Annotated in this window: 22 protein-coding genes and 1 riboswitch; of the genes, 15 read left to right on the top strand and 7 right to left on the bottom strand. The window is 62.0% G+C overall.

What is annotated here, in order from left to right:
* Position 1: 1 nt before the first annotated feature.
* The 4 genes from M1D68_RS22945 to M1D68_RS22930 all read left to right on the top strand — a co-directional run bounded on the left by M1D68_RS22945 (position 2) and on the right by M1D68_RS22930 (position 4,398).
* A complete protein-coding gene (locus M1D68_RS22945; protein ID WP_457968465.1) occupies positions 2-1,405 on the top strand; it encodes a PIG-L family deacetylase in 1,404 nt (467 codons plus the stop codon).
* A 63-nt stretch (positions 1,406-1,468) separates the two neighbouring features.
* Positions 1,469-2,425 carry a glycosyltransferase family protein gene (locus tag M1D68_RS22940; protein ID WP_434561000.1) on the top strand — a complete coding sequence of 319 codons (957 nt, stop codon included), beginning with the start codon at positions 1,469-1,471 and terminating at the stop codon, positions 2,423-2,425.
* 56 nt (positions 2,426-2,481) lie between these two features.
* Positions 2,482-3,246 (top strand): glycosyltransferase family 2 protein, encoded by a 765-nt coding sequence (locus tag M1D68_RS22935; RefSeq protein WP_420766154.1) that lies wholly within the window; start codon positions 2,482-2,484, stop codon positions 3,244-3,246.
* Positions 3,247-3,294: 48 nt separating this feature from the next.
* Positions 3,295-4,398 carry a glycosyltransferase gene (locus M1D68_RS22930; RefSeq protein ID WP_457968463.1) on the top strand — a complete coding sequence of 368 codons (1,104 nt, stop codon included), beginning with the start codon at positions 3,295-3,297 and terminating at the stop codon, positions 4,396-4,398.
* Here the strand turns inward: M1D68_RS22930 and M1D68_RS22925 are convergent.
* Entirely contained in the window at positions 4,384-4,989 is a 606-nt protein-coding gene (locus M1D68_RS22925) for a BUD32 family EKC/KEOPS complex subunit (RefSeq protein ID WP_420766313.1), read from the bottom strand. The genes M1D68_RS22930 and M1D68_RS22925 overlap by 15 nt on opposite strands.
* Positions 4,990-5,096: 107 nt before the next feature.
* Between M1D68_RS22925 and M1D68_RS22920 the strand changes: the two genes are divergently transcribed.
* From M1D68_RS22920 to hldE, 4 genes are all read left to right on the top strand, one after another.
* Entirely contained in the window at positions 5,097-6,269 is a 1,173-nt protein-coding gene (locus tag M1D68_RS22920) for an O-antigen ligase family protein (protein ID WP_457968462.1), read from the top strand.
* A 15-nt stretch (positions 6,270-6,284) separates the two neighbouring features.
* Positions 6,285-8,090, top strand: a complete 1,806-nt coding sequence (gene msbA, locus M1D68_RS22915) for a lipid A export permease/ATP-binding protein MsbA (RefSeq protein ID WP_420766157.1) — start codon at positions 6,285-6,287, stop codon at positions 8,088-8,090.
* 51 nt (positions 8,091-8,141) lie between these two features.
* Entirely contained in the window at positions 8,142-8,768 is a 627-nt protein-coding gene (gene cysC, locus M1D68_RS22910) for an adenylyl-sulfate kinase (RefSeq protein WP_457968460.1), read from the top strand.
* Between the two features lie 84 nt (positions 8,769-8,852).
* The gene (gene hldE, locus M1D68_RS22905; RefSeq protein WP_420766159.1) at positions 8,853-10,274 is read left to right on the top strand and encodes a bifunctional D-glycero-beta-D-manno-heptose-7-phosphate kinase/D-glycero-beta-D-manno-heptose 1-phosphate adenylyltransferase HldE; all 1,422 of its coding nucleotides are present in this window, start codon (positions 8,853-8,855) and stop codon (positions 10,272-10,274) included.
* Positions 10,275-10,362: 88 nt separating this feature from the next.
* On the opposite strand, the gene M1D68_RS22900 is transcribed toward hldE, so the two are convergent.
* The 4 genes from M1D68_RS22900 to M1D68_RS22885 all read right to left on the bottom strand — a co-directional run bounded on the left by M1D68_RS22900 (position 10,363) and on the right by M1D68_RS22885 (position 13,789).
* Positions 10,363-11,328, bottom strand: coding sequence for a metal ABC transporter ATPase (locus M1D68_RS22900; RefSeq protein WP_420766160.1), 966 nt, complete (start codon positions 11,326-11,328; stop codon positions 10,363-10,365).
* A gap of 34 nt (positions 11,329-11,362) precedes the next feature.
* A complete protein-coding gene (locus M1D68_RS22895) occupies positions 11,363-12,175 on the bottom strand; it encodes an aldo/keto reductase (protein ID WP_457968457.1) in 813 nt (270 codons plus the stop codon).
* Complete coding sequence (locus tag M1D68_RS22890) at positions 12,172-13,347, bottom strand: NAD(P)/FAD-dependent oxidoreductase (protein WP_457968455.1); 1,176 nt, start codon at positions 13,345-13,347, stop codon at positions 12,172-12,174. Before M1D68_RS22890 ends, M1D68_RS22895 begins: the two co-directional genes overlap by 4 nt.
* 109 nt (positions 13,348-13,456) lie before the next feature.
* Positions 13,457-13,789 carry a DMT family transporter gene (locus M1D68_RS22885; protein WP_109752132.1) on the bottom strand — a complete coding sequence of 111 codons (333 nt, stop codon included), beginning with the start codon at positions 13,787-13,789 and terminating at the stop codon, positions 13,457-13,459.
* A gap of 103 nt (positions 13,790-13,892) precedes the next feature.
* Between M1D68_RS22885 and M1D68_RS22880 the strand changes: the two genes are divergently transcribed.
* Both M1D68_RS22880 and waaA read left to right on the top strand, forming a co-directional pair.
* Positions 13,893-14,783, top strand: coding sequence for a LysR family transcriptional regulator (locus tag M1D68_RS22880; RefSeq protein WP_434675783.1), 891 nt, complete (start codon positions 13,893-13,895; stop codon positions 14,781-14,783).
* 22 nt (positions 14,784-14,805) lie between these two features.
* On the top strand, positions 14,806-16,080 hold the full coding sequence (waaA, locus tag M1D68_RS22875; RefSeq protein WP_445570961.1) for a lipid IV(A) 3-deoxy-D-manno-octulosonic acid transferase: 1,275 nt from the start codon (positions 14,806-14,808) through the stop codon (positions 16,078-16,080).
* Between the two features lie 156 nt (positions 16,081-16,236).
* Here the strand turns inward: waaA and M1D68_RS22870 are convergent, their stop codons facing one another.
* Positions 16,237-17,676 (bottom strand): TolC family outer membrane protein, encoded by a 1,440-nt coding sequence (locus M1D68_RS22870; RefSeq protein ID WP_434564157.1) that lies wholly within the window; start codon positions 17,674-17,676, stop codon positions 16,237-16,239.
* A 157-nt stretch (positions 17,677-17,833) separates the two neighbouring features.
* Positions 17,834-17,939: riboswitch (TPP riboswitch) on the top strand.
* 175 nt (positions 17,940-18,114) lie between these two features.
* Between M1D68_RS22870 and thiC the strand changes: the two genes are divergently transcribed.
* Both thiC and cytX read left to right on the top strand, forming a co-directional pair.
* Positions 18,115-20,004 (top strand): phosphomethylpyrimidine synthase ThiC, encoded by a 1,890-nt coding sequence (thiC, locus tag M1D68_RS22865; protein WP_420766165.1) that lies wholly within the window; start codon positions 18,115-18,117, stop codon positions 20,002-20,004.
* A gap of 171 nt (positions 20,005-20,175) precedes the next feature.
* A complete protein-coding gene (cytX, locus tag M1D68_RS22860) occupies positions 20,176-21,468 on the top strand; it encodes a putative hydroxymethylpyrimidine transporter CytX (RefSeq protein WP_434560986.1) in 1,293 nt (430 codons plus the stop codon).
* On the opposite strand, the gene M1D68_RS22855 is transcribed toward cytX, so the two are convergent.
* On the bottom strand, positions 21,437-22,183 hold the full coding sequence (locus tag M1D68_RS22855) for a DUF3298 domain-containing protein (RefSeq protein WP_420766167.1): 747 nt from the start codon (positions 22,181-22,183) through the stop codon (positions 21,437-21,439). The two genes, cytX and M1D68_RS22855, sit on opposite strands and share 32 nt — an antisense overlap.
* A 214-nt stretch (positions 22,184-22,397) precedes the next feature.
* Here M1D68_RS22855 and M1D68_RS22850 point away from each other — a divergent pair, with 214 nt between their 5' ends.
* The 3 genes from M1D68_RS22850 to cpdA all read left to right on the top strand — a co-directional run bounded on the left by M1D68_RS22850 (position 22,398) and on the right by cpdA (position 24,373).
* On the top strand, positions 22,398-23,015 hold the full coding sequence (locus M1D68_RS22850; RefSeq protein WP_420766168.1) for an NUDIX domain-containing protein: 618 nt from the start codon (positions 22,398-22,400) through the stop codon (positions 23,013-23,015).
* Positions 23,006-23,458: a DUF1249 domain-containing protein gene (locus M1D68_RS22845; protein WP_003186471.1), complete on the top strand. Its 453-nt coding sequence runs from the start codon at positions 23,006-23,008 to the stop codon at positions 23,456-23,458. The genes M1D68_RS22850 and M1D68_RS22845 overlap by 10 nt, the downstream gene beginning before the upstream one ends.
* Positions 23,459-23,557: 99 nt before the next feature.
* The gene (gene cpdA / locus M1D68_RS22840) at positions 23,558-24,373 is read left to right on the top strand and encodes a 3',5'-cyclic-AMP phosphodiesterase (RefSeq protein WP_420766169.1); all 816 of its coding nucleotides are present in this window, start codon (positions 23,558-23,560) and stop codon (positions 24,371-24,373) included.
* The last annotated feature ends 669 nt before the right edge of the window (positions 24,374-25,042 follow it).

Genomic DNA, 25,042 nt, shown 5'->3' with positions numbered 1-25,042 from the left:
GATGAATCGAAAACAACAACTGCTCAAGCGCCATCGTCGCAACAAGCGCGTGGGGCTGTTGTGCGCCCTTGTCGTATTGGGGCTGATAGGCGTTTGGGTGGCCTGGTGGCTGCCGCTGGTGCTGGCGCTGTTGGGCTGGGTAGCCCACGAGGCGTGGTTCGCCGATCATCTGTTCTATTCGCCCAAGGATGACTACCAGTACGATTTCCCCCCCTTCACGCAGCAACCGAAGGTTCACCTCAATGCCGGGCGACTGCGCCTGGATGAAGGTGTGATTCTCGATGACGGCGCGACTCTGGTCCTGGCCTTGCGGATCAAGAGCACCTGGCTGGGGCGTTTCTTCGATCCGAGCGTCGAGTTGTCGGGCGGTGAAGCGGCGGACCGACAAACATTCGAGCGTGGAGTCAACGGCCTGCGCTACCTCAACCTCAGTGAGCAGGGCGCGGTGCTGTCCCGGGGTGAATTGCGCTTGCGCGGACGCTTTTGTCGCTTGTCGGGCGAGCCGATGCTGTGGTCGTTTGCGCCGATGGAGCTACAGCGTCCGCGGCTGATGGTTATCGCGCCCCACGCCGACGATGCGGAACTGGCCGCTTACGGACTCTACAGCCAGGCCGAAGAGGCCTGGATCGTCACCCTGACGGCCGGGGAAATCGAAGCACAACATTACCAGCGCATGGGCCTGGGACGTGCCGAAGCTGCCCGGCTCAAGGGCCGATTGCGCGCCTGGGACAGCCTCGCCGTGCCGCGTTGGGCCGGTGTGCCGCAGGAACACTGCGTGCAACTGGGGTATTTCTGCCTGCAACTGGCGGCGATGCAAGCCGCGCCCGGCCAACCCCAGGGCTCCCGCGAGGCGGAACTGAGCGATACCCGGCTGTTTCGCCAACTGAACCCGTTTGCCTTGCCCGGCGATGCAGATGGCGCGCCGACCTGGAACAACCTGCTGGCGGACTTGCGCGAAGTGCTGCTCAAGGCGCGTCCCGAAGTGATTGTGCTGCCTCACCCGACGCTCGATCCGCATCCCGATCATCTTTGTGCCCACCAGGCTGTCTTGCAGGCGCTGGAAGGACTGGAGTGGCAGCCCTCCGTGCTGCTGGGATACGCCAACCACCTGCACGACAACGATCGTTGGCCCATGGGTGATACCGGCATGGGCGTCGCGTTGCCGCCCCATTTCGACCCGGCCCGGCCGATGCATCCGTTCAGCCTGGGCCTGACCCTGGCCGGGCAACGTGACAAGGCCATGGCGCTGGGCATGATGCATGACCTGCAGCCGCCTGCTCCGTTCAAGCGTCGATTGCGTCGTGGTATCCAGCGTCTGTTGGCCGGGCGCCGGGAGTCGCCCTATGGCGAGAATGAATTCTTTCGCAAGGCTGTACGCCGTCATGAACTGTTCTGGCGGCTTTAAGGGCCCAGGGGGCTACAAGGCCTCCGGTTATCTATCAAGTCGTTCGGTGCCGCAAGGAAGACGATGAAAGTTCTGTTTCTGGTGCAGAAAGAACAACGGGCCATCCTGGATCGGCTCTATGAAGGTGTCGCCGCCCATTGCGAGTGCGACCTGCGCTGGCTCGACAGCCAGGAGCAACGCAACCTGCGAGGCTACTTCCGGAGACACGTGGACGTCTCCCGCTACGACCGGATTGTATTTTTCCTGCGCTTCAAGCAGGAAATCCGCCAGGCGGGGTTCATCCGCACGATCCCCAACCTGGTGATCCTGGAGCATGATGCCTACCAGAACTACATCCCGTGCAAATACACCGGCAAGTTCAGCGCTCATTACCGACGCCTGCCGTGGGTGCGGGTCATCAGCTCCGGGTTCATGGTGACCGAACGCTTGCGTGCCGAAGGGTTCGATGCGGTTTTCGTACCCAAGGGCTATGATCAATCGCTGTTGCAAGACCAGCAGCGCGAGCGGGACATCGAGCTGGCGTTTGTCGGCAGTACCAACAGCGTCGCCTATAGCGGGCGCAAGGCATTGCTGGACGAGCTGGCGCGCGTCGAGCCGCTGGTCGTCACCCGTACCAAGTCCGGCGAAGAGTATTGCGAAACTCTCAATCGGATCCGCTTCTTCGTCAGTGCCGATGTGGGCATGGGCGAGTACATGATCAAGAATTTCGAGGCGATGGCCTGCGGTTGTGTGCTGCTGGCCTATGATCAAGGCGCCGAGGAAGCGCGGGCGCTGGGGTTGCAGGACATGCATAACGTGGTGTTGTATCGGGACATCCCGCAACTTCAGGAAAAACTTTCCCGGCTGCGCGCGGAGCCCGAACTGGCGCAAAGTATCGCCCGCAACGGCCACAGGCTGGCATTGGAGCAGTTCAGCTTCGCGCGTATCGGACAAAAAATCGTGGAAGCGCTGGAACCTCCGCTGCGACCGCGCGAACCGTTGAGTCTGCTAGAGTCCTTGCGCCAGAAACTGGGTATTTAACAAAAACCGCGATGCCATCCAACGACCTGGGTGGCATTTGACTAAATGGTATTTCAGTGCAGTTTTCCGACGATAGTGACATCACCCTGGTGGTCACCAGTTGCGGCCGGCTCGACCTGCTCAAGCGGACGCTCGAGAGTTTCGACCGTTTCAATACTGCGCCTATCCGCGAAGTGTTCATTACCGAAGATGCGGGCGACGATGGGGTGCATGAGGTCCTTCCTGCCCATTGGAAGGCGCACTGCACGGTTTTCATCAATCGGCCGAAGCTGGGGCAGCTGGCGTCGATCGATCTGGCCTACGGACACGTCAAGACAGCGTATATCTTCCACTGCGAGGATGACTGGGAGTTCTACCGCCCGGGGTTCGTGGAGGACTCTCTGACGGTCCTGCAACTGCGGCCCGAGATTCTCCAGGTATGGCTGCGCAATTATGTCTACGACCTGTGTGTCCACAGTCCCTACATTCGCTTGGGCGAGCGTCAGCTGATCGGCGGCGTGCCGTGCTATCCACTGATATCCGACAAGCCTGAATGGCAGAGTTTTTCCCTCAATCCTGGCCTGCGCCGTTTGAAGGAATACCAGTTGTGCGCCCCGTTTGCCGGTTTTGGTGGCGAAAAGGCCCTGTCGCTTCGTTACGCTCAACTGAACTTGACCGCGGTCACCCTCGAAGGGGATGCTGTTTTACACACTGGATTCGGTGTCCATGTCGAAGTACCTGTCGAACGCCAGCGCAAGGCGCGTCGCAGGCGCCGTGAGCAAATCAAGCTCTTTCTGATCCTTTTGCTCGGAGTCTGTGTTGGCTGGCTTATCAATTATTGAGTTTCTCGAAGCACGAGTTCGGGTCCGCGATCAAAGGTTTGCTGCTCGATGAGCATTATTAATGTTATGTGGGCAGGCGGTTCGCCATTCGCTTCGGTGCATAAGGTCCATCGCCAGATACTTTCACAAATCGACCCGGCGATGCCTGTCAGGACATGGCTCTTGCAGGGCTCGGAATCTGCGTGCCTGGAGGGCGTGGGTCCGGCGCGTGAATGGAACCTGACCTCGGCGAAACTCAAGGGGCGGCACTTCTGGCGCCTGTTCAGGCCCTGGATGCACAGCCGTTTTCGCCAGGCGCTGCTCGACAGCGCTGCCCAAGTGGTCCTGCTCGACGGCCTCGGTGTGGCTCGTACCCTGTTGCCAGTATTGAAGGACATGCCGCACATCCATGTGGTGGTGATATTCCACGGGGCGACACGGCTCAATGCCGTGGGCCGGGATCTGCTGCGCGGCTTTGCGCCCTCGCGCCTGGCCCTGGCTGCGGTGTCGCAGACATTGGCGGCATCGCTGCAGGAAGCGCTGGGGTTGCCGGTCACTGCGTTGCGCAGTGCATTCGATCCGGCTGGATTCCAGGCCTGCCTCCTGCCACGTGAAGAGGCTCGTGCCCGGATGCACTTGCCTTTGGCGGGCCCCCGCATATTCGGCGCCGTGGGGCGGCTGGTGGACAAGAAGGGCTTCGCCAGTTTGCTCGATGCCTTTGCCCTGGCGGCCGTCGCGCAGCCTGACTGGCGCTTGGTGATCGTCGGCGAAGGGCCTGCACGGGAAGCACTGCAGGCGCGTATCGACCAGCCGGACCTGGTCGACAAGGTATTGCTTGCGGGGCATCTGGGAGACGTGGCGAAGCTCTATAGAGCGTTCGACTGGGTGCTGGTCCCCTCCTTTGAAGAGGGCCTTGGCCTGATTCTCCAGGAGGCGATCCTGGCCGGCGTTCCGGTGCTGGCCAGTGACCTGGCGGTGTTCCGCGAACAGCTGGCCGATGCCGGTTGGTATGCGCCTGCCGGCGATGAGAGTGCCTGGGGCGAGGCGATCACGCGGGCTTCAGAGGCTTCGGCCGAAGCCGTCGCGGCGGCGCAATACCAGGCATTGGCGCCTGACGAGGCATGGGCGAGTTTCTGCCGGACCGCCCGGGAATTGATCTCAGGCAGGCAGTAGGGCGTTTTCCAGCGCTTGCATCGGAAAGCTCCCGTTCAGGTTTTCCCGCGCAATATAACGAGCGAAATGCTGCAAGTTGCGGCGCGCCAGATAGCGCGGCAATGGAGAGCGCAGGAAGCGCATGTCGGCGACATCGATCAGCCCCAGGGTGTTTTCCGGAGTGACGACGATATTGCCCAAGTGCAACGAACGAAAATAGACACCACGGGCGTGGAGGCTGCGGATCAGTTCGATCAGGTCCGGGAGGCGTTGTTGCCAGCTGAAGCTCTCCTGATTCGACAATTGGCGCAGGGTTTTTCCCGGAAGCGGCCGATACAGTACGGCGGTCATGCCGGGCTTTTGCAGTTTGTAGTAGGCAAGCACTTCGAGAGTCGGTACGCCGAGTTCTTGCAAGCGGGCCGCGTTTTTGATGAATCGCGTCGAATAGGGCCTCAACAGGGCCGACGAAAATAGCCGCTTGCGGCGAAACAGTTTGAGGATGTTTCCATCCTGCAACAGATAGACTTTTGGGCCGTAGCTGTCGGCCTCCAGAATGCTGGCGCCTTCAATCAATTGATTCAAAGCGGCTTGGGGAAGCCGTGAGGATTGCATCGTAGGGAAACCTTGTTGAAAGAACCGGTGCCGTGGCGGGCCATGATGCCCAAAAGTTTTTGTTTTAACCATGCCGGTTTGGCTGGTACATCGATTAGGAGCTTTGGATGCAAGCAACACGTTGGGCGCAGGTATGGATGGCCTTTGGCTTGTCATGGTTTTTGCTGGCGATCGCACTGGCACCCGCCAACAAGGTTTATCAACAAGGAATGATCGCATTCGTCTGGTTGCCCGCGATCCTGTTCGCCTGGCCCGCGCGGCACAGGCTGGTGGAGTTATGGCGCGCCCAGCGCTTGATCTACACGGCGTTGCTGGCATTGATGGCGTGGGCATTGATCACCCTGTTCTGGGCCGAGTCGCCGGAGCCCGTGCGCGAAGCCAAGCGGTTGTTATACATCCTGATATTCCTGATGTTCTTCCCGATTTTCGCTGACGGTCGACCTGAGCGGGTGATCCGTATCATGCAGTGGGGCGGTGTTGGGCTAGCCCTGACGGCCTTGATGGCAATGATTCATTTCTATGGCATCGAGAACCAGCGCTGGGTGGCGCGTCTCGAGGGGCTGGGCGAGTTGTCCCATCCGATCCTGGGTGGCTACGTGATTGGCCTCGCGGCGATCTGGATGCTGCATTGGGTGCCGCGTCGTATCGGGCTGCAAGCTGTGTGTGCCGTGGCCTTGGCTCTGCTGGGCTTGTTCGTGGTCATGAGCCAGAGTCGCGGCGCGGCCGTGGCCTTGTTGCTCAGCGTACTGGCCATGCCGCTTTACTGCCGGGACTCGCGTACTCGTTTGATTGCCGCCGCGGCGCTGGTGCTGGCGATGGTGACTTTCTGGTTGCTGGAACCCTTGGTGATGGCCCGCGGAGCTTCCTATCGTCCGGAAATTTTTGCGTCCAGCCTGCAGATTATTTCCGAGCATCCCTGGGGTGGTCTGGGATTGGCAGGCGACTACCGGGTTCCTGTCGGTGGCCGTTTGTTCGACCACTCGCATAACCTGTTCACCCACGTTGCCATTCAGTTGGGCCTGCCCGGAATGTTGATATGGTGTGTGGTCTGGTTCGCGGTGCTGCGCGAGGCCTGGCGTGCCCGTGACACCCTGCTGGGCCGAGGCGTGCTGGGCATGTGGGTGTTTTCGTTCCTGGCGATGCAGTTCGACGCGGCGAGCCTGACGGGCACCCCGCGCGCCGAGTGGTTCATCACTTGGCTGCCGGTCGGCATGGCCAGCCTTTTGACCTGGGCGCGGGCCAATCCCGATGGCTGTGATAAAATCCCGCGCTCTTCCTAACCAGTGAGCTCGACGATGAGTGACGCACCGCCTAAAGCGGAACAGGATTCCAGCCTGAAAATCTATTTCCGGCTGCTGGGATACGTCAAACCCTACTTGGGCATTTTCCTGCTGAGTATCGTGGGCTTCGTGATATTTGCGTCCACCCAGCCCATGCTGGCCGGGATACTCAAATATTTTGTCGACGGGTTGAGCAATCCCGATGCGGTACTGTTTCCCAGCGTGCCGTATCTCAAGGATTTGAAGCTGCTGATGGCCGTGCCGCTGCTGATCATCCTGATCGCTGCCTGGCAGGGCCTGGGGTCGTTCCTGGGCAACTATTACCTGGCCAAGGTCTCGCTGGGGCTGGTGCATGATCTGCGGGTCGAGTTGTTCAACAAGCTGCTGGTCCTGCCCAACCGCTATTTCGACACCCACAATTCCGGTCATCTGATTTCCCGGATCACCTTCAACGTGACCATGGTCACCGGTGCTGCCACGGACGCCATCAAGGTGGTGATTCGCGAAGGCCTCACCGTGGTGTTCCTCTTCGCGTACCTTGTGTGGATGAACTGGAAACTGACCTTGGTGATGCTGGCGATCCTGCCATTGATTGCAGTGATGGTCAGCAGCACCAGCAAGAAATTCCGCAAGCAAAGCAAGAAGATCCAGGTGGCCATGGGCGACGTGACCCACGTCGCCTCCGAGACCATCCAGGGTTATCGGGTGGTGCGCAGCTTCGGTGGCGAGGCCTATGAAGAACAGCGTTTTGCCAGCGCCAGCCAAGGCAATACCGACAAACAACTGCGCATGACCCGCACCGGCGCGGTCTACACGCCGATGCTGCAATTGGTGATTTACACCGCCATGGCCGCGCTGATGTTCCTGGTACTGTTCCTGCGCGGTGACGCGACAGCGGGCGATCTGGTGGCCTACATCACCGCGGCGGGCCTGCTGCCCAAGCCGATTCGCCAACTCTCGGAAGTCAGCTCCACGATCCAGAAGGGCGTGGCGGGCGCCGAAAGCATCTTCGAGCAACTGGACGTCGAGCCCGAAGTGGATAAAGGCACGGTCGAGCAGGAGCGCGTGAGCGGCCGTCTCGATGTGCGCAACCTGAGCTTTACCTACCCTGGCGCCGATCGGGAAGTGCTCAAGGACATCAGCTTCACCGCTGACCCTGGGCAGATGATCGCCCTGGTAGGGCGGTCGGGCAGCGGCAAGTCGACCCTGGCCAGCCTGATCCCGCGTTTCTATCACCACGAAGTCGGTCAGATCCTGCTCGATGACGTGGAAATCGAAGATTATCGACTGCGCAACCTGCGCCGGCATGTGGCCCAGGTGACCCAGCACGTCACGTTGTTCAACGATACGGTGGCCAACAATATCGCCTACGGCGACCTGGCCGGCGCGCCGCGGGCCGACATCGAAAAAGCCGCCCAGGACGCCTACGCGATGGACTTCATCGCGCAGCTTCCCCACGGCCTGGACACCGAGGTCGGCGAAAACGGCGTGCTGTTGTCCGGTGGCCAGCGCCAACGGCTGGCGATTGCCCGGGCATTGTTGAAAAACGCGCCGCTGTTGATCCTCGATGAGGCCACCTCGGCACTGGACACCGAGTCCGAGCGGCATATCCAAGCCGCGCTGGACCAGGTCATGAAAGGCCGTACGACGTTGGTCATCGCGCATCGGCTGTCGACCATCGAAAAGGCCGACATGATCCTGGTCATGGACCAGGGGCGCATCGTCGAACGCGGCACCCATGGCGAACTGCTCGCGCAAAATGGCTATTACGCGCGTCTTCATGCCATGGGCTTGGATGTTCCCACCCAGGACATCGCCTGAATACGAGGCCAAGGCTATGCTCTGGTGCATGACGACGATGGAATGCTCGACATGGATGAGACAACAAGGGCATCAAAGCAACAATCGCAGGCTCAGCCGGGCCCGCTGACACTTTCGCCCTCGGACCGGGCGGCCATCAAGATCCAGCGGCCTCGCTGTTTCTGGTTGACCGGGCTGTCGGGGGCTGGAAAGTCGACCTTGGCCAATGCTCTGGAAGTTCGCCTTCACCAGCAAGGCCTGCATACCGCTTTGCTGGACGGCGACAACCTGCGCAGGGGGCTTTGCAGTGACCTTGGGATGGATGCCGGCTCCCGAAAGGAAAACGTGCGGCGAATAGCCGAAGTGGCGCGCTTGATGGTCGAAGCAGGGCTGATTGTCATCGTCGCGGCGATTTCGCCGTTTCGGGCCGATCGAGACGCGGCACGACGGCTCTTTTCCCAAAATGACTTCATCGAAGTCTACGTCAGTACGCCGTTCGACGTGTGTGCCGAGCGCGACCCCAAGGGGCTGTACCGCGAAGCCCTCGCCGGGCGGATCAAGCATTTCACCGGTCTCGATAGTCCTTACGAGGCGCCGCTGGCGGCCGAATGCGAAATCGATACGAGCGAGATGGAGCTGGCCCAGGCCTGCGCGCAGATGATGGCATTGCTGTGTGAAAACAATGAAAGCGCGGCTTGATACTTCCGGTCACCGCCATGGACGAGCCTCCCCCAACCCTGTGCTAATATCGCGCCCCTGTTCATTTTGTATGTGGGATGTTCCATGAAGTTGTCCATGCCGCGATTCGATCAAGCCCCTGTATTGGTGGTCGGCGATGTCATGCTCGACCGCTATTGGCATGGCGGTACATCACGGATTTCCCCCGAGGCGCCGGTACCGGTGGTCAGGGTCGAGCACATCGAGGACCGTCCCGGCGGTGCCGCCAACGTTGCCCTGAACATCGCCGCCCTCGGCGCCCCGGCTTCCCTGGTCGGCGTGACCGGTGACGATGAAGCGGCAGAGAGCCTGGCCAACAGCCTGGAAGGCGCTGGCGTGCGGGCGATCTTCCAGCGCATCGCGCACCAGCCGACCATCGTCAAGCTGCGGGTCATCAGTCGTCACCAGCAACTGCTGCGCATCGACTTCGAAGAACCGTTCGCCACCGACCCGCTGTCCCTGGGCGCCGAGGTCGACAACCTGCTCGACGGTATCAAGGTCCTGGTGTTGTCGGACTACGGCAAGGGCGCGTTGAAGAACCATCAAGTGCTGATCCAGGCTGCCCGTGCCCGCGGTATTCCCGTGCTGGCCGACCCCAAGGGCAAGGATTTTTCCATCTACCGTGGCGCGAGCCTGATTACCCCTAACCTCAGCGAGTTCGAAGCCATCGTCGGTGGTTGCGCCGATGAGCACGAACTGGTGAGCAAGGGCGCACAGCTGATGCACGACCTGGATCTGGGGGCGTTGCTGGTTACCCGCGGCGAGCACGGCATGACCCTGCTGCGTCCCGATCATCCGGCCCTGCACCTTCCGGCCCGTGCCCGCGAAGTATTTGACGTGACGGGCGCCGGTGACACGGTGATCTCCACCCTGGCCGCGGCGATTGCCGCCGGCGAGGAACTGCCCCACGCGGTTGCCCTGGCGAACCTGGCGGCGGGCATTGTCGTCGGCAAGCTGGGTACGGCGGCGATCAGCGCCCCGGAACTGCGGCGCGCGATCCAGCGCGAAGAGGGATCGGAGCGCGGTGTGCTGGGGCTGGAGCAACTATTGCTGGCTGTCGATGACGCGCGCGCCCATAAAGAGAAAATCGTTTTCACCAACGGTTGTTTCGACATTCTCCATGCTGGCCATGTGACCTACCTCGAGCAGGCCCGGGCCCAGGGTGATCGCTTGATCGTCGCGGTCAATGACGATGCTTCCGTGAGCCGCTTGAAAGGGCCGGGCCGGCCGATCAACAGCGTCGACCGCCGCATGGCGGTCCTGGCCGGCCTTGGCGCGGTGGATTGGGTGATCAGCTTCAGCGAAGGCACGCCGGAAAACCTGTTGCGCCAGGTCAAGCCGGATGTGCTGGTCAAGGGCGGCGACTACGGTATCGACCAGGTCGTGGGTGCCGACATCGTTTCCGCCTATGGGGGCACGGTGAAGGTGCTGGGGCTGGTGGAAAACAGCTCGACGACGGCGATTGTGGAAAAGATCCGCAATAACTGATTTATCTGACAAAGCGCAGCACTTGTGGGTGCGAGCACGCTCGCTCCCACAAGGGTTCGTTGTCCGGTCAGAAAAATCGGCGTCAGGCCTAACGAGCCACCTTGCTCGGGACGATTTTCTTGAGCAGCTGCCGCGCCTTGCCCTTGAGCCGGGTCAGCCCGGACTCCTTGCCCGGTGGCGTCAGCCCTTGCTGGCGTAGCCAGTCCTTCCAGCGAATCCGCTCGTCACGCACCAGCCAACCGTCCTGCCGGGCGAAGCTCTCCGCCAGGTATAAGCCACGGGTGCTGGCCGCAAGCAGCTGATCTTTCTTCAACGTATACAGTTCGGGCAGCGGTTGTCCGTCCTGCAGCGGCATCAGGTAAAGATCGGGTCGCTTGCGGTCCAGGCGCGCCACCAATTGGTCGCCCTCCAGACGCTCATCGACATGAAACAGGCTCAGTGACTTGGCTTCCTTGGGCACGTCCAGGCGCAAGTCATAAATCAATTGCAGGGAGGCCGTCGGCAGATGCACGTAGGCCCGTGGTCGTTCGATCAGTTGCAGATTGGCGCAGCGCACCGGCCGGGCCGAGCCGGACAGCGGAGCCAGGCGAAACGGCAAGGCTTCGCGATAATGCAGTGCGCTCGAATAAGGCGCCGGGAGCCAGGTGTCGTTGAAGCGCCCGCCGAGCCAACCTTCAGGTGTTTCCAAAAGGCATTCTTCGGCTATTTCGTTGATGGCGGTAAGCAGCGGCAGGTTCAGCTCATGGGCCGGTACATAGCCGGAGATCAGCTTGAGCACCACGTCGCCGCGATCCTGGCGACGCTGACGCACCAATACCCAATACTCGCGGTTCTGCCAGTGCAGGGTCAGGCGCACCGAGACGCCCAGGTTCGCAAGCTCCACGGAGAAACGCTCGGCATCGTCCACAGCCACGGGACGCCGCCGCTGCAAGGTCTGGGCAAAATTGAGCGGCATTCCCACGCTCTGGTAAGTCAGGCCTTCGGGAGTCGCTTCGACGGAAAGGGGCAGAGTCTTGAAGTTACTTGGATTTTTTCTGATGAGCGTACGCGGCATGTCGGCTCCTTCCTTAAGGCCGCGTAGGGCGGCGTCAGTTTCTGCGTAGGACCTTGGCTACGGTCGCAACGTTGTGGGCGAGGTGCAGCGGATTGATGGTGCCGACAATAGCACTGGCAACCCCGGGATGCCCAAACAACAGTTCAAAGCTGGCGCGAACCGGGTCCTCACCGGGGCTCAGGCAGGCATGACCGCTGGCCAGGGCTTTTTTCACCAGGATCGCCTTGCCGTGCTCGGCCGCGTACTCAATGACCGCCTTTTCGCTTCGTTCGTTCAGATTGTAGGTGACCATCGCGCAATCACCTTGCTCCAGAGCTTTCAAGCCACCGTCGACGGTCTTGCCAGAGAATCCGAAGCCGCCGATCTTGCCCTCGCGCTTGAGCGCCGCCAGGGTCGGGTAGACCTCGCTGTCGTCGAGGATCGCCAGGTCATTGCCGTCCGAATGCACCAGTACCAGGTCGATGTAGTCCGTTTCCAGGCGCTGGAGGCTGCGCTCAACCGAGAGCCGCGTATGAGCAGCGCTGAAGTCATGACGGGACTCGCCATTGCTGAATTCCTCGCCGACTTTGCTGACGATCACCCAGTCGTGACGCTGGCCGCGCAACAGCGGCCCGAGGCGTTCCTCGCTGCGGCCATAGGCAGGCGCGGTGTCGATCAGGTTGATGCCCAGGTCGCGCGCCAGCTTGAGCAGCATGCGCGCTTCGGTGTCATCCGGAATCTGGAAACCGCTGGGGTACTTGACGCCCTGGTCGCGGCCCAGCTTGACCGTGCCCAGGCCCAGGGGCGAAACCAACGGGCCGTTTTTGCCCAGCGGGCGACGCAGATCGTGGAGTGTCGGCTGGCTCATGGCAGCAGTTGCTCCCAGGCGGGAACGCCCATGGGCGGCTTGGGCAGGTCCGGCAGCGGGGCGGTATGGCTGGGCTGGATACCATCGCGTTGCAGCGCGGCGATCACCCGGTCGGAGAAGTCCGGGGCCAAGGCGAGCTTGGTCGGCCAGCCCACCAGCAGGCAACCCTGTTCGGCGACAAAGGCGTTATCCGGGCGGGTCAGGCCCGATTGCAGCGGCTCGGCGCGGGCGACCCGCAACGTGGCCCATTGTGCGGTGCTCAGGTCGATCCACGGCAGCAACTGGCCGAGCTCTTTCTGGGCCACGGCGATCTGCGCAGCGGGCTCGCGGGCGACGGCATCCCCCTCGGCAAGATCGCCTCCCAGGTACCAGACCCATTGGCCATCGGCGGCCGGATGGGTGGTCACAGTCACCCGGGGCTTCGGCCCGCCACCCAGGCAATGGGCGTAAAGCGGCTTGAGGCTGGGGCCCTTCGCCAGGACCATGTGCAACGGCCGGGTCTGCATGGCCGGCTGGTCGAGGCCCAGGGCGCGGAGCAGGTCGGCGGTGCCGCCGCCGGCACTGAGGACGATGCGCTGAGCGCGGATTTCGCGACCGTCGACCTTCAGCCCGACAAGTTGGCCTTCCTCGTGCAGCGGTTCGACCTGCTGCCCGGCCAGCAGGCTGTCGCCGGCCAGGTCTGCCAGGCGCGCGATCAGGCTGGGAACATCCACCACCAACTCGGCCAGGCGGTAGACCTTGCCTTTGAAACGCTTGTCTTGCAGGGCTGGCGGCAGTTGCTCGCCCTTGACCTGGTCGACGCGCCCGCGCACGGCCTTGCTGGCGAAAAAGCTCGTAAGGTTGCCGGCCAGGGTGCCTGGGGACCAGAGGTAATGGGCGTCGGACAACATGCGTACCCCCGACAGGTCCAGCTCACCGTCGCCCTTGAGGGCCTCGCGCCAACGGCGCGGCATGTCGGCAATGGCTTCCGAGGCGCCAGTCAGGGCTCCGTGCAACGCATACTTGGCGCCGCCATGGATGATGCCCTGGGATTTGACGCTCTGCCCGCCGCCAAGGCTGGCGCTTTCCACCAGCACGGTTGAAAACCCCTGGCGGCGCAAGCGCGCATTCAGCCAGAGGCCGGCGACTCCGGCGCCGACAATGAGGATGTCGGTGGAAATAACGGATGGCATGCAGCGACCTCGGAGGAAATTAAGCGGCAAGTTTCAAGCTTCGAGCTGCAAGTTACAAGCGAGAGGGTATCGCTTGTGCTTGCAGCTTGAGGCTTGGAGCTGCGCTGCTTCAATGTCCTGCAGTCTTGGAAAACAACTGGATCACCACCACCCCCAACACAATCAACGCCATCCCCAGCATCGCCGGCACGTCCAGTTTCTGCCCATAGATAAACAGCGCCGCGACGCTGACCATCACGATCCCCAAGCCGGCCCAGACCGCATAGGCCACCCCCACTGGAACGGTGCGCACCACCAGCGTCAGCATCCAGAACGCAGTGCCATAGCCGGCGATGACCAACAACAAGGGCAGGGGCGTGCTCAAGCCCTTGATCGCTTTCATCGATACGGTGGCGATCACTTCGGCGCAGATGGCGATGGCGAGGTAGTAATAGGCGTTCATGAGCGATTCCTCTCGAGTCGTTGCGTCGTTCGATGGGCCCATTCTAGGGAATGGCCAAATGGGGTAAAGTCATTACCTATCTGCGATAGAGATAGGATGAGCGATGAATGTTCAATGGAATCTGGAGCAATTGCGACTGTTCGTCGGTGTCGCCGAGAAGCGGTCGTTTTCCGCGGTGGCCCGGGATCAGCGCAAGGCACAGTCGGCTGTCAGCAGTGCGATTGCCATGCTGGAAGAGGACCTGGGTGTGAGCCTGTTCGAGCGCAGCAGTGGTCGCCAGCCCAAACTCACCGATGCGGGCGTGGCGCTGCTTGAGGAGGCCCGGGAAGTGTTACGCCAATGCGAGCGCCTCAACGGTCGGGCCTTGGCCTTGATGCGCGGGCAGGAGGCATCGCTACGCCTGGCCCAGGACGAGGCCATGCCCTATCAGCCCGTTATCGACAGCCTGGCGGCGCTGGCCGAACGGTTTCCCACCCTAGAAGTGCAACTGGCCAGCGCCGCCCAGGGCGATGTGGCGCGCAAGCTGGTGGAGCGTCGCGCCGATCTCGGGTTGTTGTTTTATCACGATCAGATTCCCGAGGCGCTGGAGCGCCGGGTATTGGGTAGCGTCGAGATGGTCACGGTGTGCGGCCGGGGGCATCCCTTGGCGAGCCATGATTACGTGACCTGCCTGGAGATGGCCCGGCACCGGCAATTGCTGATGGCGACCCAATCCAGCGTCTATCCCGGCAGCGAGCAGGCCAGCCCGCAAGTCTGGCGGGCCGACAGCTTCTACGTGCTGGCCGAGTGGTTGAGAAGTGGGCTGGGCTGGGCCTGGCTGCCGCGGCACGTCGTGCAGTACCCGGCGTACCTGGGGGACATGGTCGAGCTCAACAGTGAATGGACCCCGCCGGCCCTGGTGGTGGAGCTGGTCTGGCGCCGCGACGAACCCCTGGGCCCGGCGGCCCGTTGGCTGGCGGAACGTTTTGCCGTGCAGTTGCAGGCGCTCGGCTGAAAAACCGATAAACTCCGCCGCCATGAACAGAACTCTCTATAGCGCATTGTTTTATCTGGGGCTGCCACTGGTGGCGATTCGGCTGTGGCTGCGGGCTCGTAAGGCACCGGCGTATGCGCGGCGTATCGGCGAGCGTTTCTCGTGGGGCTTGCCGACGATGGCGCCGGGCGGCATCTGGGTTCACGCGGTGTCAGTGGGCGAGAGCATTGCCGCTGCGCCGATGATTCGCGCGTTGTTGCAACGCTACCCACAACTGCCGATCACGGTGACGTGCATGACGCCCACCGGTTCGGAGCGGATCAAGGCGTTGTTCGCCGATGAGCCGCGCATCCAGCATTGCTACCTGCCTTATGACCTGCCGTGCGCGGCCAAGCGTTTTCTCGACCAGGTCCGGCCGAAACTGGCGGTGATCATGGAAACCGAACTGTGGCCCAACCACATCCATCAATGCGCCCTGCGCGGTATCCCCGTGGCGTTGGCCAACGCGCGGCTGTCGGAGCGTTCGGCGCGCGGTTATGCCCGTTTTCCCAAGCTGACCCGGCCGATGCTTGCTGAGATGGGCCTGTTTGCCGTGCAGACCGAAGCCGAGGCAGAGCGCTTTCGTCAACTCGGTGCCAGGGCGGAAACCGTTGAAGTGACCGGCTCCATCAAGTTCGACCTGACCATCGACCCGCAACTGCTGGAAAGCGCCAGTGCCTTGCGCCGTCAATGGCAAGCGGTGGAGCGCCCGGTGTGGATCGCCGCCAGTACCCATGAGGGTGAGGACGAAGTGGTGCTGGCCGCCCATCGTCGGTTGCTCGACAGCTACCCGGATGCGTTGCTGATTTTGGTGCCGCGTCATCCGGAACGGTTCGATGCGGTGGCGCAACTGTGCGAGCGTGAGGGCTTCGCCACGGTCCGGCGCTCCAGTGCCCGACCGGTCGACGCACAAACTTCGGTGCTGCTGGGCGACACGATGGGTGAACTGCTGTTTCTCTATGCGCTAGCCGACAGTGCGTTTGTCGGCGGCAGTCTGGTACCCAACGGCGGGCACAACCTGCTGGAGCCGGCGGCGCTGGCAAAACCGGTGCTCAGCGGGCCGCACCTGTTCAACTTCCTTGAAATTGCCGCCCAACTGCGCGCGGCCGGAGCCTTGGCGGAAGTGGAAGATGCCCACGGCCTGGCCCTGGCCGTGCAGCGTCTGTTCGAACTGCCCCGGGATGCCCAGCGCATGGCCGAGTCGGGGTTGGCGGTGATGCGTCGCAACCAGGGCGCGTTGCAGCGGTTGTTGGATGGGTTGGGGCGCTTGCTCGACTGAGCTCTGTGGCGAGGGAGCTTGCTCCCGCTCGGCTGCGAAGCAGTCGTAGGATCAGCGCTGCGGTTCTGGCCGGCAGAGCGCGGCGACTGGTTTGGGCCTGCTTCGCAGGCCAGCGGGAGCAAGCTCCCTCGCCACAGGGGATTTGTCGCAGGTGTACTACTGCGCCGGCCGCGAGCGCAACTGTTGTGCCGCCGCTTGTGCCAGGTCTGGCGGCAGGAAGTCCTTGTCCGGGTTGTAGTCGGGCTTGAGGTAGCGGGACAGGGCTTGCAGGTCTTCCGGGCTCAAGGTCCCGGCGGCTTGCTTGAGGCGCAGGTTGTCCAGGATGTAGTCATAGCGGGCGTTGTTGTAGTCGCGCACCGAGGTATACAGCTGGCGCTGGGCGTCGAGTACATCGACGATGTTGCGAGTGCCCACCTGGTAGCCGATCTCCGTGGCGTCCACCGCGCTCTGGTTCGAGATGATCGACTGGCGCCGGGCCTGGACCTGCTCCACATCGGTGTTCACCGCGCGATGCAGGTTGCGGGTGTTTTCCACCACCTGCCGGCGCAGGCCTTCGCGCTGCTGCTCGGTCTGGGTGAGTTGCGAGTAGGACTCGCGAACCTGGGAGCTGGTCAGCCCGCCGCTGTAGATCGGAATGCTCAATTGCAGGCCAATGGTGCGTTGCTCGGCGTCGCCACCGTAGCGCTGGCCGGTGGGGCTTGGGTTGGTGAAGCCGAGGCCGTCGTTGTCACCTTTGCGGTACTGGGCGATTGCATCGAGGGTCGGCGCGTGTCCGGCCTTGCGCTGGCGCACGGTGTCTTCGGCGGCATCAACGGCATAATTGCTGGCCAGCAGGTTGAGGTTCTGCCTGGCGGCGGTGTCGACCCAGGCCTTGGCGTCGTTGGGCGCCGGCGGCAGGATCGGCAGGGTATGAACGACGCCCTGGATCGAATTGTACTGGCGGTTGGTCAGGGTGATCAGCGCCTCGAAGGCATCTTCGACCTGACGCTGGGCGATGATCCGATTGGCCCGGGCGGTGTCGTAGCTGGCCTGGGATTGCAGCACGTCGGTCTTGTCCGACAGGCCGACGTCGAAACGTTCGTTGGACTGGTCGAGCTGACGCTTGAACGCGGCTTCCTCGGCCTTGGTCGAGGCCAGGTTGTCCTGGCTGCGCAGCACGTTGAAATAGGCTTCAGCGCTTTGCAGGATCAGGTTCTGCTCGGTAGCGGACAGCTGCAGCGATGCTTGCTCATTGACCGATTTGGCCGCTTGCAGCTGGAACCAGCGGTCGGCGCGGAAGATCGGCTGCGACAAGGTGGCCTGGTAAACCGTTGAGCTGCGGTTGGCGGTCATCGCCGGTTGGTCGAGCTCGGTACGGGTGTTGTTCAGGTCGGCGCCGGCCGAGAGGTTGGGCAGCAGCCCGGCGCGGGCCTGGGGCACCACTTCTTTCTGAGCACCATACTGGGCACGAGCGGCGGCCAGGTCGGCGTTGTTGTCCACCGCTTCCTGGTACACGCTGACCAGATCGGTCTTGGTGGATAAAGGCGCTTCGGCGGCCCAGGCCATTCCATTGGACGCACAAGACACGGCCAGGGCCAGTGAGAGTTTGCGCAGCATGAGGCGATCCCTTACGTTCAAATTGAATGCGCATAACAGGCGCGCGGCGTAGCGAGTGTAGTTGTGCGTACGCACGGCAACAATCCTGTATTTGCGCCATTCATCACGGCTTTTGCCCAGGCGATGGCGTTCTGCGCCGGTTGTGTCTAGACTGGCCGGGTTCTTGTCGGGGTGCCTTGCTATGAGGCTGAGATCGAATAATTTCGGATCCCGTTGAACCTGATCAGGTTAGCGCCTGCGTAGGGAACAAGATTTCTCGTCACCCGGCGAGTCCTCTTGTGCTTCGTCCGGGATGTTGTTCGACAATCGATTTCCGATTTTCGAACAGGCTCGAGCAGCAAGCACAGCGTCCGCACTGTCGTGCAGGGGCGCGTCCATTCGTTACAGGTTCGCTCCGACAAAAATCCACTGCCTGGATGTGTGTCTGGAGAGCCCGTGATGACGACAAAATCAAAAAACGCGACCAACCTCAGTGAATCGGCCCAGGTCGATCAGCAATCGGTTCAGCCCTTTACCCGCTCGCAAAAAATCTACGTCCAGGGCAGCCGCCCGGATATCCGCGTGCCCATGCGCGAAATCAGCCTCGACGTGACCCCCACCGACTTCGGCGGCGAAATCAACGCGCCGGTAGTGGTCTACGACACCTCGGGCCCCTACACCGACCCGAATGTGGTTATCGACGTGCGCAAAGGCCTGGCCGACGTGCGTTCGCCTTGGATCGAAGCCCGTGGCGACACCGAGCGCCTGGCGGGCCTGAGTTCCAACTTCGGCCAGGAGCGCCTGGCCGACCCCGAGCTGACCCAACTGCGCTTCGCCCACGTGAACAACCCGCGTCGCGCCAAGCCGGGCGCCAACGTCAGCCAGATGCACTATGCGCGCAAAGGCATCATCACCGCCGAGATGGAATACGTCGCCATCCGCGAGAACATGAAGCTGGAAGTGGCCCGCGCCGCCGGCCTGCTTGACCAGCAACACGCCGGCCACAGCTTCGGCGCCAGCGTGCCGAAAGTCATTACCCCGGAGTTCGTGCGGGACGAAATCGCCCGTGGTCGCGCGATCATCCCAGCCAACATCAACCACACTGAACTGGAACCGATGATCATCGGCCGTAACTTCCTGGTGAAGATCAACGGCAACATCGGCAACAGTGCCCTGGGTTCGTCCATCGAAGAAGAAGTGGCGAAGCTGACCTGGGGCATCCGCTGGGGATCGGACACGGTCATGGACCTGTCCACCGGCAAGCACATCCATGAAACCCGCGAATGGATCATCCGCAATTCGCCCGTGCCCATCGGCACCGTGCCAATCTACCAGGCCCTGGAAAAGGTCGGCGGCGTGGCCGAAGACCTGACCTGGGAACTGTTCCGCGACACGCTGATCGAGCAGGCCGAGCAGGGCGTCGACTACTTCACCATCCACGCGGGCGTGTTGCTGCGCTATGTGCCGATGACCGCCAAGCGCGTCACCGGTATCGTCAGCCGTGGCGGTTCGATCATGGCCAAGTGGTGCCTGGCGCATCACAAGGAAAACTTCCTCTACACCCACTTCGAAGACATCTGCGAAATCATGAAGGCCTACGACGTCAGCTTCTCGCTGGGCGATGGCCTGCGTCCGGGCTCGATTGCCGACGCCAACGATGAAGCGCAGTTCGGCGAGCTGGAAACCCTTGGCGAGCTGACCAAGATCGCCTGGAAGCACGACGTCCAGTGCATGATCGAAGGCCCCGGCCATGTGCCGATGCAGTTGATCAAAGAGAACATGGACAAGCAGCTCGAGTGCTGCGACGAGGCGCCGTTCTACACCCTCGGCCCGCTGACCACCGACATCGCGCCGGGCTACGACCACATCACGTCCGGTATCGGTGCGGCGATGATCGGCTGGTTCGGTTGCGCCATGCTTTGCTACGTCACGCCGAAGGAGCACCTCGGCTTGCCGAACAAGGATGACGTGAAGACCGGGATCATCACGTACAAGATCGCCGCCCACGCCGCCGACCTTGCCAAGGGCCACCCGGGCGCGCAGATCCGCGACAACGCCTTGAGCAAGGCGCGTTTCGAGTTCCGCTGGGAAGACCAGTTCAACCTCGGCCTGGACCCGGACACCGCCCGTTCGTACCACGATGAAACCCTGCCGAAGGACTCGGCCAAGGTGGCGCATTTCTGCTCGATGTGCGGGCCGAAATTCTGCTCGATGAAAATCACCCAGGAAGTGCGTGAGTACGCGGCGAACCAGCGCATTGAAGCGGTGGACGTCGAAGTCGCCCAGGGGATGGCCGAGCAGGCGGAGCGGTTCAAGCAGGAAGGTAGTCAGCTTTACAAGAAAGTGTGATTTGAGCTGGGGGCGGTGGTGACTTTACTGCCGCCTTCGCGAGCAGGCTCGCTCCCACAGTGGAACTCGGTCGTTCACAAAACTTGTGTTCACCGCAGGTCCATTGTGGGAGCGAGCCTGCTCGCGAAAGCCATCACAGAACAACAAAATATCCCTCTGAGATAACAACCCTTGAACATCCAACCCAGCACCTACTCCCCAGACGCCGCCGTGCCTCTGGACAAACGCGTCTTCGGCGCTCGCGATCTGTTTTCTTTGTGGTTCTCTCTCGGCATCGGCCTGATGGTCTTGCAGGTCGGCGCCCTGCTCGCGCCGGGCCTGGGCCTGAGCGGTTCGTTGCTGGCGATTTTCCTCGGCACGCTGGTGGGCGTCCTGCTGCTGGCGGCGGTCGGGGTGATCGGCAGCGACACTGGCCTGTCGGCCATGGCCGCGCTCAAGCTCAGCCTTGGCGGCAAGGGCGCGAGCGTGCCGGCGGTATTGAACCTGCTGCAGCTGATCGGTTGGGGGTCGTTCGAAATCATCGTCATGCGCGACGCCGCCAGCCTGCTCGGTGCCCGGGCCTTCAGCGAAGGCAGCCTGGGCTCCAACCCACTGCTGTGGACGCTGTTCTTCGGCGCCCTGGCGACCCTGCTTGCCGTCAGCGGGCCGCTGACCTTTGTGCGTAAGGTCCTGCGTAAATGGGGCATCTGGCTGTTGTTGGCCGCGTGCATCTGGCTGACTTGGAACCTGTTCGCCAAGGCTGACCTGGCGGCACTCTGGGCCCAGGCGGGCGACGGCTCGATGCCGCTGGCGGTGGGGTTCGACATCGCCATTGCGATGCCGTTGTCGTGGTTGCCGCTGATCGCCGATTACTCGCGTTTCGGCAAGCGCGCCAAGAATGTCTTCGGCGGTACGGCCGTGGGCTTCTTCATCGGTAACTTCTGGCTGATGAGCCTGGGCGTCGCCTACACTCTGGCATTCGCGCCGAGCGGCGAAGTCAACGCATTGCTGCTGGCCCTGGCCGGCGCCGGACTGGGCATCCCACTGCTGCTGATTCTGTTGGACGAGTCGGAAAACGCCTTCGCCGACATCCACTCGGCGGCGGTGTCCAGCGGCATGCTGTCAGGGTTGAAAGTCGAGCACCTGGCCTTGGCGATTGGCGTCATCTGCACCTTGATCGCCTGCTTCGCGCCGTTGGCGCAGTATCAGAACTTCCTGTTGCTGATCGGCTCGGTGTTCGCGCCGCTGTTCGGCGTGGTGCTGGTGGACCACTTCATCCTGCGCAAGCGCAGCAGCCAAGTGGTGTCAGCCGCGTTGCGCTGGCCGGCCCTGTTGGCCTGGTTGGGTGGGGTGAGCACTTATCACCTGCTGGCCAACTTCTACCCGGACATCGGTGCAACCCTGCCATCGTTGATCCTGGCAGGGTTGCTGCAACTGTTGCTGGGCCGGGCCTTCAGCTACGGCCGGGAAACAGCTCGGGCTTGAGGATGCCGTTGAGGCGTGGGTAGGCGATCTTCAATTCGATGTGGCCCAGGGCGTACGGCGCGATGGTGCTCACTTCGTACTTGAGGATCACCCCGCCGTAGGTCAGCGCAATGTGTGGGGTTTTCTGGAAGGACCACTGTTTCAGGAACTCGGGTTCCTGATCCAGCTTGGTACTGATCAGCCAGCTGTTGTGAGCCACTTGCGCGGCTTTCCAAAAGGCTTCCTCCTGGCCCGGCAGCAGCATGTCCGACAGCGTCAGCACTTTGTGCTGCTGGCGCGAATAGTTGATGAAACCGCGACCCGGCGTGCCATGGGCGCCGCCAGTGTCCAGATAGCTGGACAATTCGATAATCACCAAGCCGTCATGCTGCTCGCGTACCTTGGCCTGCAAATAGCTGCTGTTGCGAGGTGCGGCGCTGCGCAGGAACTGCTCGCGATAGGCGGCCAGCGTCGGAGCCGCAGGGGCGTCCGGGCTGGTGCGGGTCATTTGCAACAGGCGTTTTTCGATGATGCCGTCCAGGGCCGGCTCGGCGGGAAAGCGCAGGGTGTCGATGTTCACCAGCGGGCAGTCGGCACTGGCGCAACCGGGCTGCAATTGCTCCGACGCATCGCGAGTCGTCTCCAGGGGCGCTCGGTAATTGGGTTGGAAGAGGCTTTGGCAAGCACCCAGGGTCAGGGCGATGGCGGCCAGGGAAGCGATTCTAAAAAGCGACATGGGCGTCCTTCGTGGAACAGGGAAAGGCAAAAAGTTACCCGCTTCGACTGTCGGCAGGGCAATCAGTTCGCCACTAAGCTCATTAGAGTAATTTTAAAGGCAGCCGTCTATCCCGATGACCGGAAAGGGGCTGCATCAAACGGTACGGGCGCGTTAGGATGGCGCGAAGCCGAGGTTGGAACCTCGTACTGGATCACCGCACACGAGGATTGTCATGACTGATTTCGCCAACGCCACACCGAGCGCCGTGGAGATCGTCAAGCGTGAAAATTGCTTCAAGGGTTTCTACAAACTTGATCGCGTGCACCTGCGCCACGAATTGTTCGCCGGTGGCATGAGCCGCGAAATCAGCCGCGAGCTGTTCGTTCGCCATGACGCGGTGTGCGTGCTGCCCTACGACCCACAGCGCGATGAGGTGGTGCTTATCGAACAGTTCCGCGTCGGTGCCATGGGCAAGACTGCCAATCCCTGGCTGGTGGAACTGGTGGCCGGCCTGATCGACAAGGACGAGCAGCCGGAAGAAGTTGCTCATCGTGAGGCGCAGGAGGAAGCTGGGCTTGTCTTCGCCGCGCTCTGGCCGATGACTCAATATTTCCCATCGCCGGGCGGCAGTGACGAGTACGTGCATCTTTTTTTGGGGCGTTGCGACAGCTCGGGGGCGGGCGGCCTGCATGGCCTGCTGGAAGAGGCTGAAGATATCCGCGTGAAGGCCTGGGCTTTTGAAGATGCCCTTCAAGCGGTGCGCGACGGGCGAATTTGCAACGCGGCCAGCATCATTGCCTTGCAATGGCTGGCCTTGAACCGTGATGAAGTGAGGGGGCTATGGTCCTGAACAAGTTGCGCGATCGTTATCGCGTCGATCTGGTGGGGTTGCAGGCCGCCTGCGAGGCCAACTACGCCCGCCTGATGCGCTTGTTGCCGGACATGCGCAACGATCCGGCACCGCGCCGCATCGCCGTAACCCACGGCGACCAGATGCTGGGTGTATTGGCCCTGGAAGTGCTGCAAACCTGTCCTTACACCACTACTTTGCAGGTGCGCCAGGAACACAGCTTGCCCTGGCTGCCGGTGCCGCAGTTGGAAGTGCAGGTCTATCACGATGCGCGCATGGCCGAAGTCGTCAGCGCCGAACATGCACGACGCTTTCGCGGGATCTATCCTTATCCCAATGCGTCGATGCACCAGCCAGATGAAAAAGCCCAGTTGAACCTGTTCCTGGGGGAATGGCTGAGTCATTGCCTGGCGCTGGGCCACGAGTTCGAAGTCGTACGGTAGTTGTGAACCGGTTCCGGTTCGCGGGTTTCCCCTTTCGATCATCCCCCAGCATAATTGCCGCTTCATGCAACGGCGTGATTGCGCCTGGGAGAGAGCGATTTGCCGAGCGTATCCAGCTTGACCACGGCCGATGCGGTGCTGTTGGTCCAACTGTCTGACAGCCATTTGTTCGCCGATGCCGATGCATCGTTGCTGGGCATGAACACCCGTGACAGCTTGCGGTCGGTCATCGATTTGGTGCTCAAGCAACAGCCGGCCATCGACCTGATGCTCGCCACCGGCGACCTGTCCCAGGACGGCACGTTGCAATCCTACGAGTCGTTTCGACAACTGACAGCGCGTATCGATGCGCCGACGCGGTGGATTCCCGGCAACCATGATGAGCCGCAGGTGATGCTTGAGGCGGCGGTCAAGAGTACGTTGCTCGATCCGGTGGTGGACATCGGAAACTGGCGGGTAACGATGCTCGATTCCGCCGTGCCAGGTTCGGTGCCGGGTTTCTTGGCCGAGGAGCAATTGATTCTGTTGGCCAATGCCTTGAGCGAAGCGCCGGAGCGGCATCATCTGGTGTGTCTGCACCACCATCCGGTGTCGATTGGGTGCGCGTGGATGGAACCGATCGGGTTGCGTAATCCCGAGGCTTTGTTTGCGGTACTGGATCGCTTTCCCCAGGTGCGAGCGGTGTTGTGGGGGCATGTGCATCAGGAGATTGACGAGGTGCGCGAGGGGGTTCGTTTGTTGGCTTCTCCTTCGACCTGTATTCAATTCGAACCGGGCAGCGAGGATTTTGCGGTGGGCTCGCAGGCGCCGGGGTATCGGTGGTTGCGGCTATTGCCGGATGGGCGGTTGGAGACGGGGGTAGAGCGGGTGGTTGGGTTTGCTTTCACTCCGGACTATGGCTCCAACGGATATTGAGGACGAGGCGGCCTGACAGCCTGCCCATTTCTCACTGCTGTACTCCGATCCAATTGTGGGAGCGAGCCTGCTCGCGTTGGCGGCTTGACGGAGTACATATCCATTTCTGCGGTAACGGCGACTTGGGTTCCGCCCTTACGGCGGCTCACTTTTTTTCAAACGCCAAAAAAAGTAAGCAAAAAAGGCTTGGCCCCACCACTCGGTGCCTCGCCAAGGCTCGGCATGCCCTCACTCCGGCATTGCTCCGTGGGCCCGCCGCGAAGGACCATCCATGGTCCAGCGCGGCTATCCCGGCATCCATGCCGGGATGCCCACTCCACAATGCCTGCGTTCGGCCATCATGGTTAGCGGGGCCCCTAGATCAAAAGCCAAGCCGAGGCGGCCTTAGGGCCGGCCTGGCTCTCGGTGGGACCGCGTTTCCCCTGTGGGAGCGAGCCTGCTCGCGAAGACGGCGGCACATACAATATGGATGCAAGCTGACCCACCGCCATCGCGAGCAAGCTCGGCTCCCACAGCAATCGGCGGTGGACACTGATCTTATAAACGACCAAAAACCTGTGTGGGAGCGAGCTTGCTCGCGATGGCGGCCTGACAGTCGGCCTTGTTGACCGGGTACATATCCATTTCTGCGGTAATAGCGGCTTATGGTTCCGCCCTTACGGCGGCTCA

Source organism: Pseudomonas sp. R4-84, from assembly GCF_054130985.1.
The sequence above is the reverse complement of the archived record's forward strand: the minus strand, read 5'-3'. Positions and strand labels throughout refer to the sequence as shown.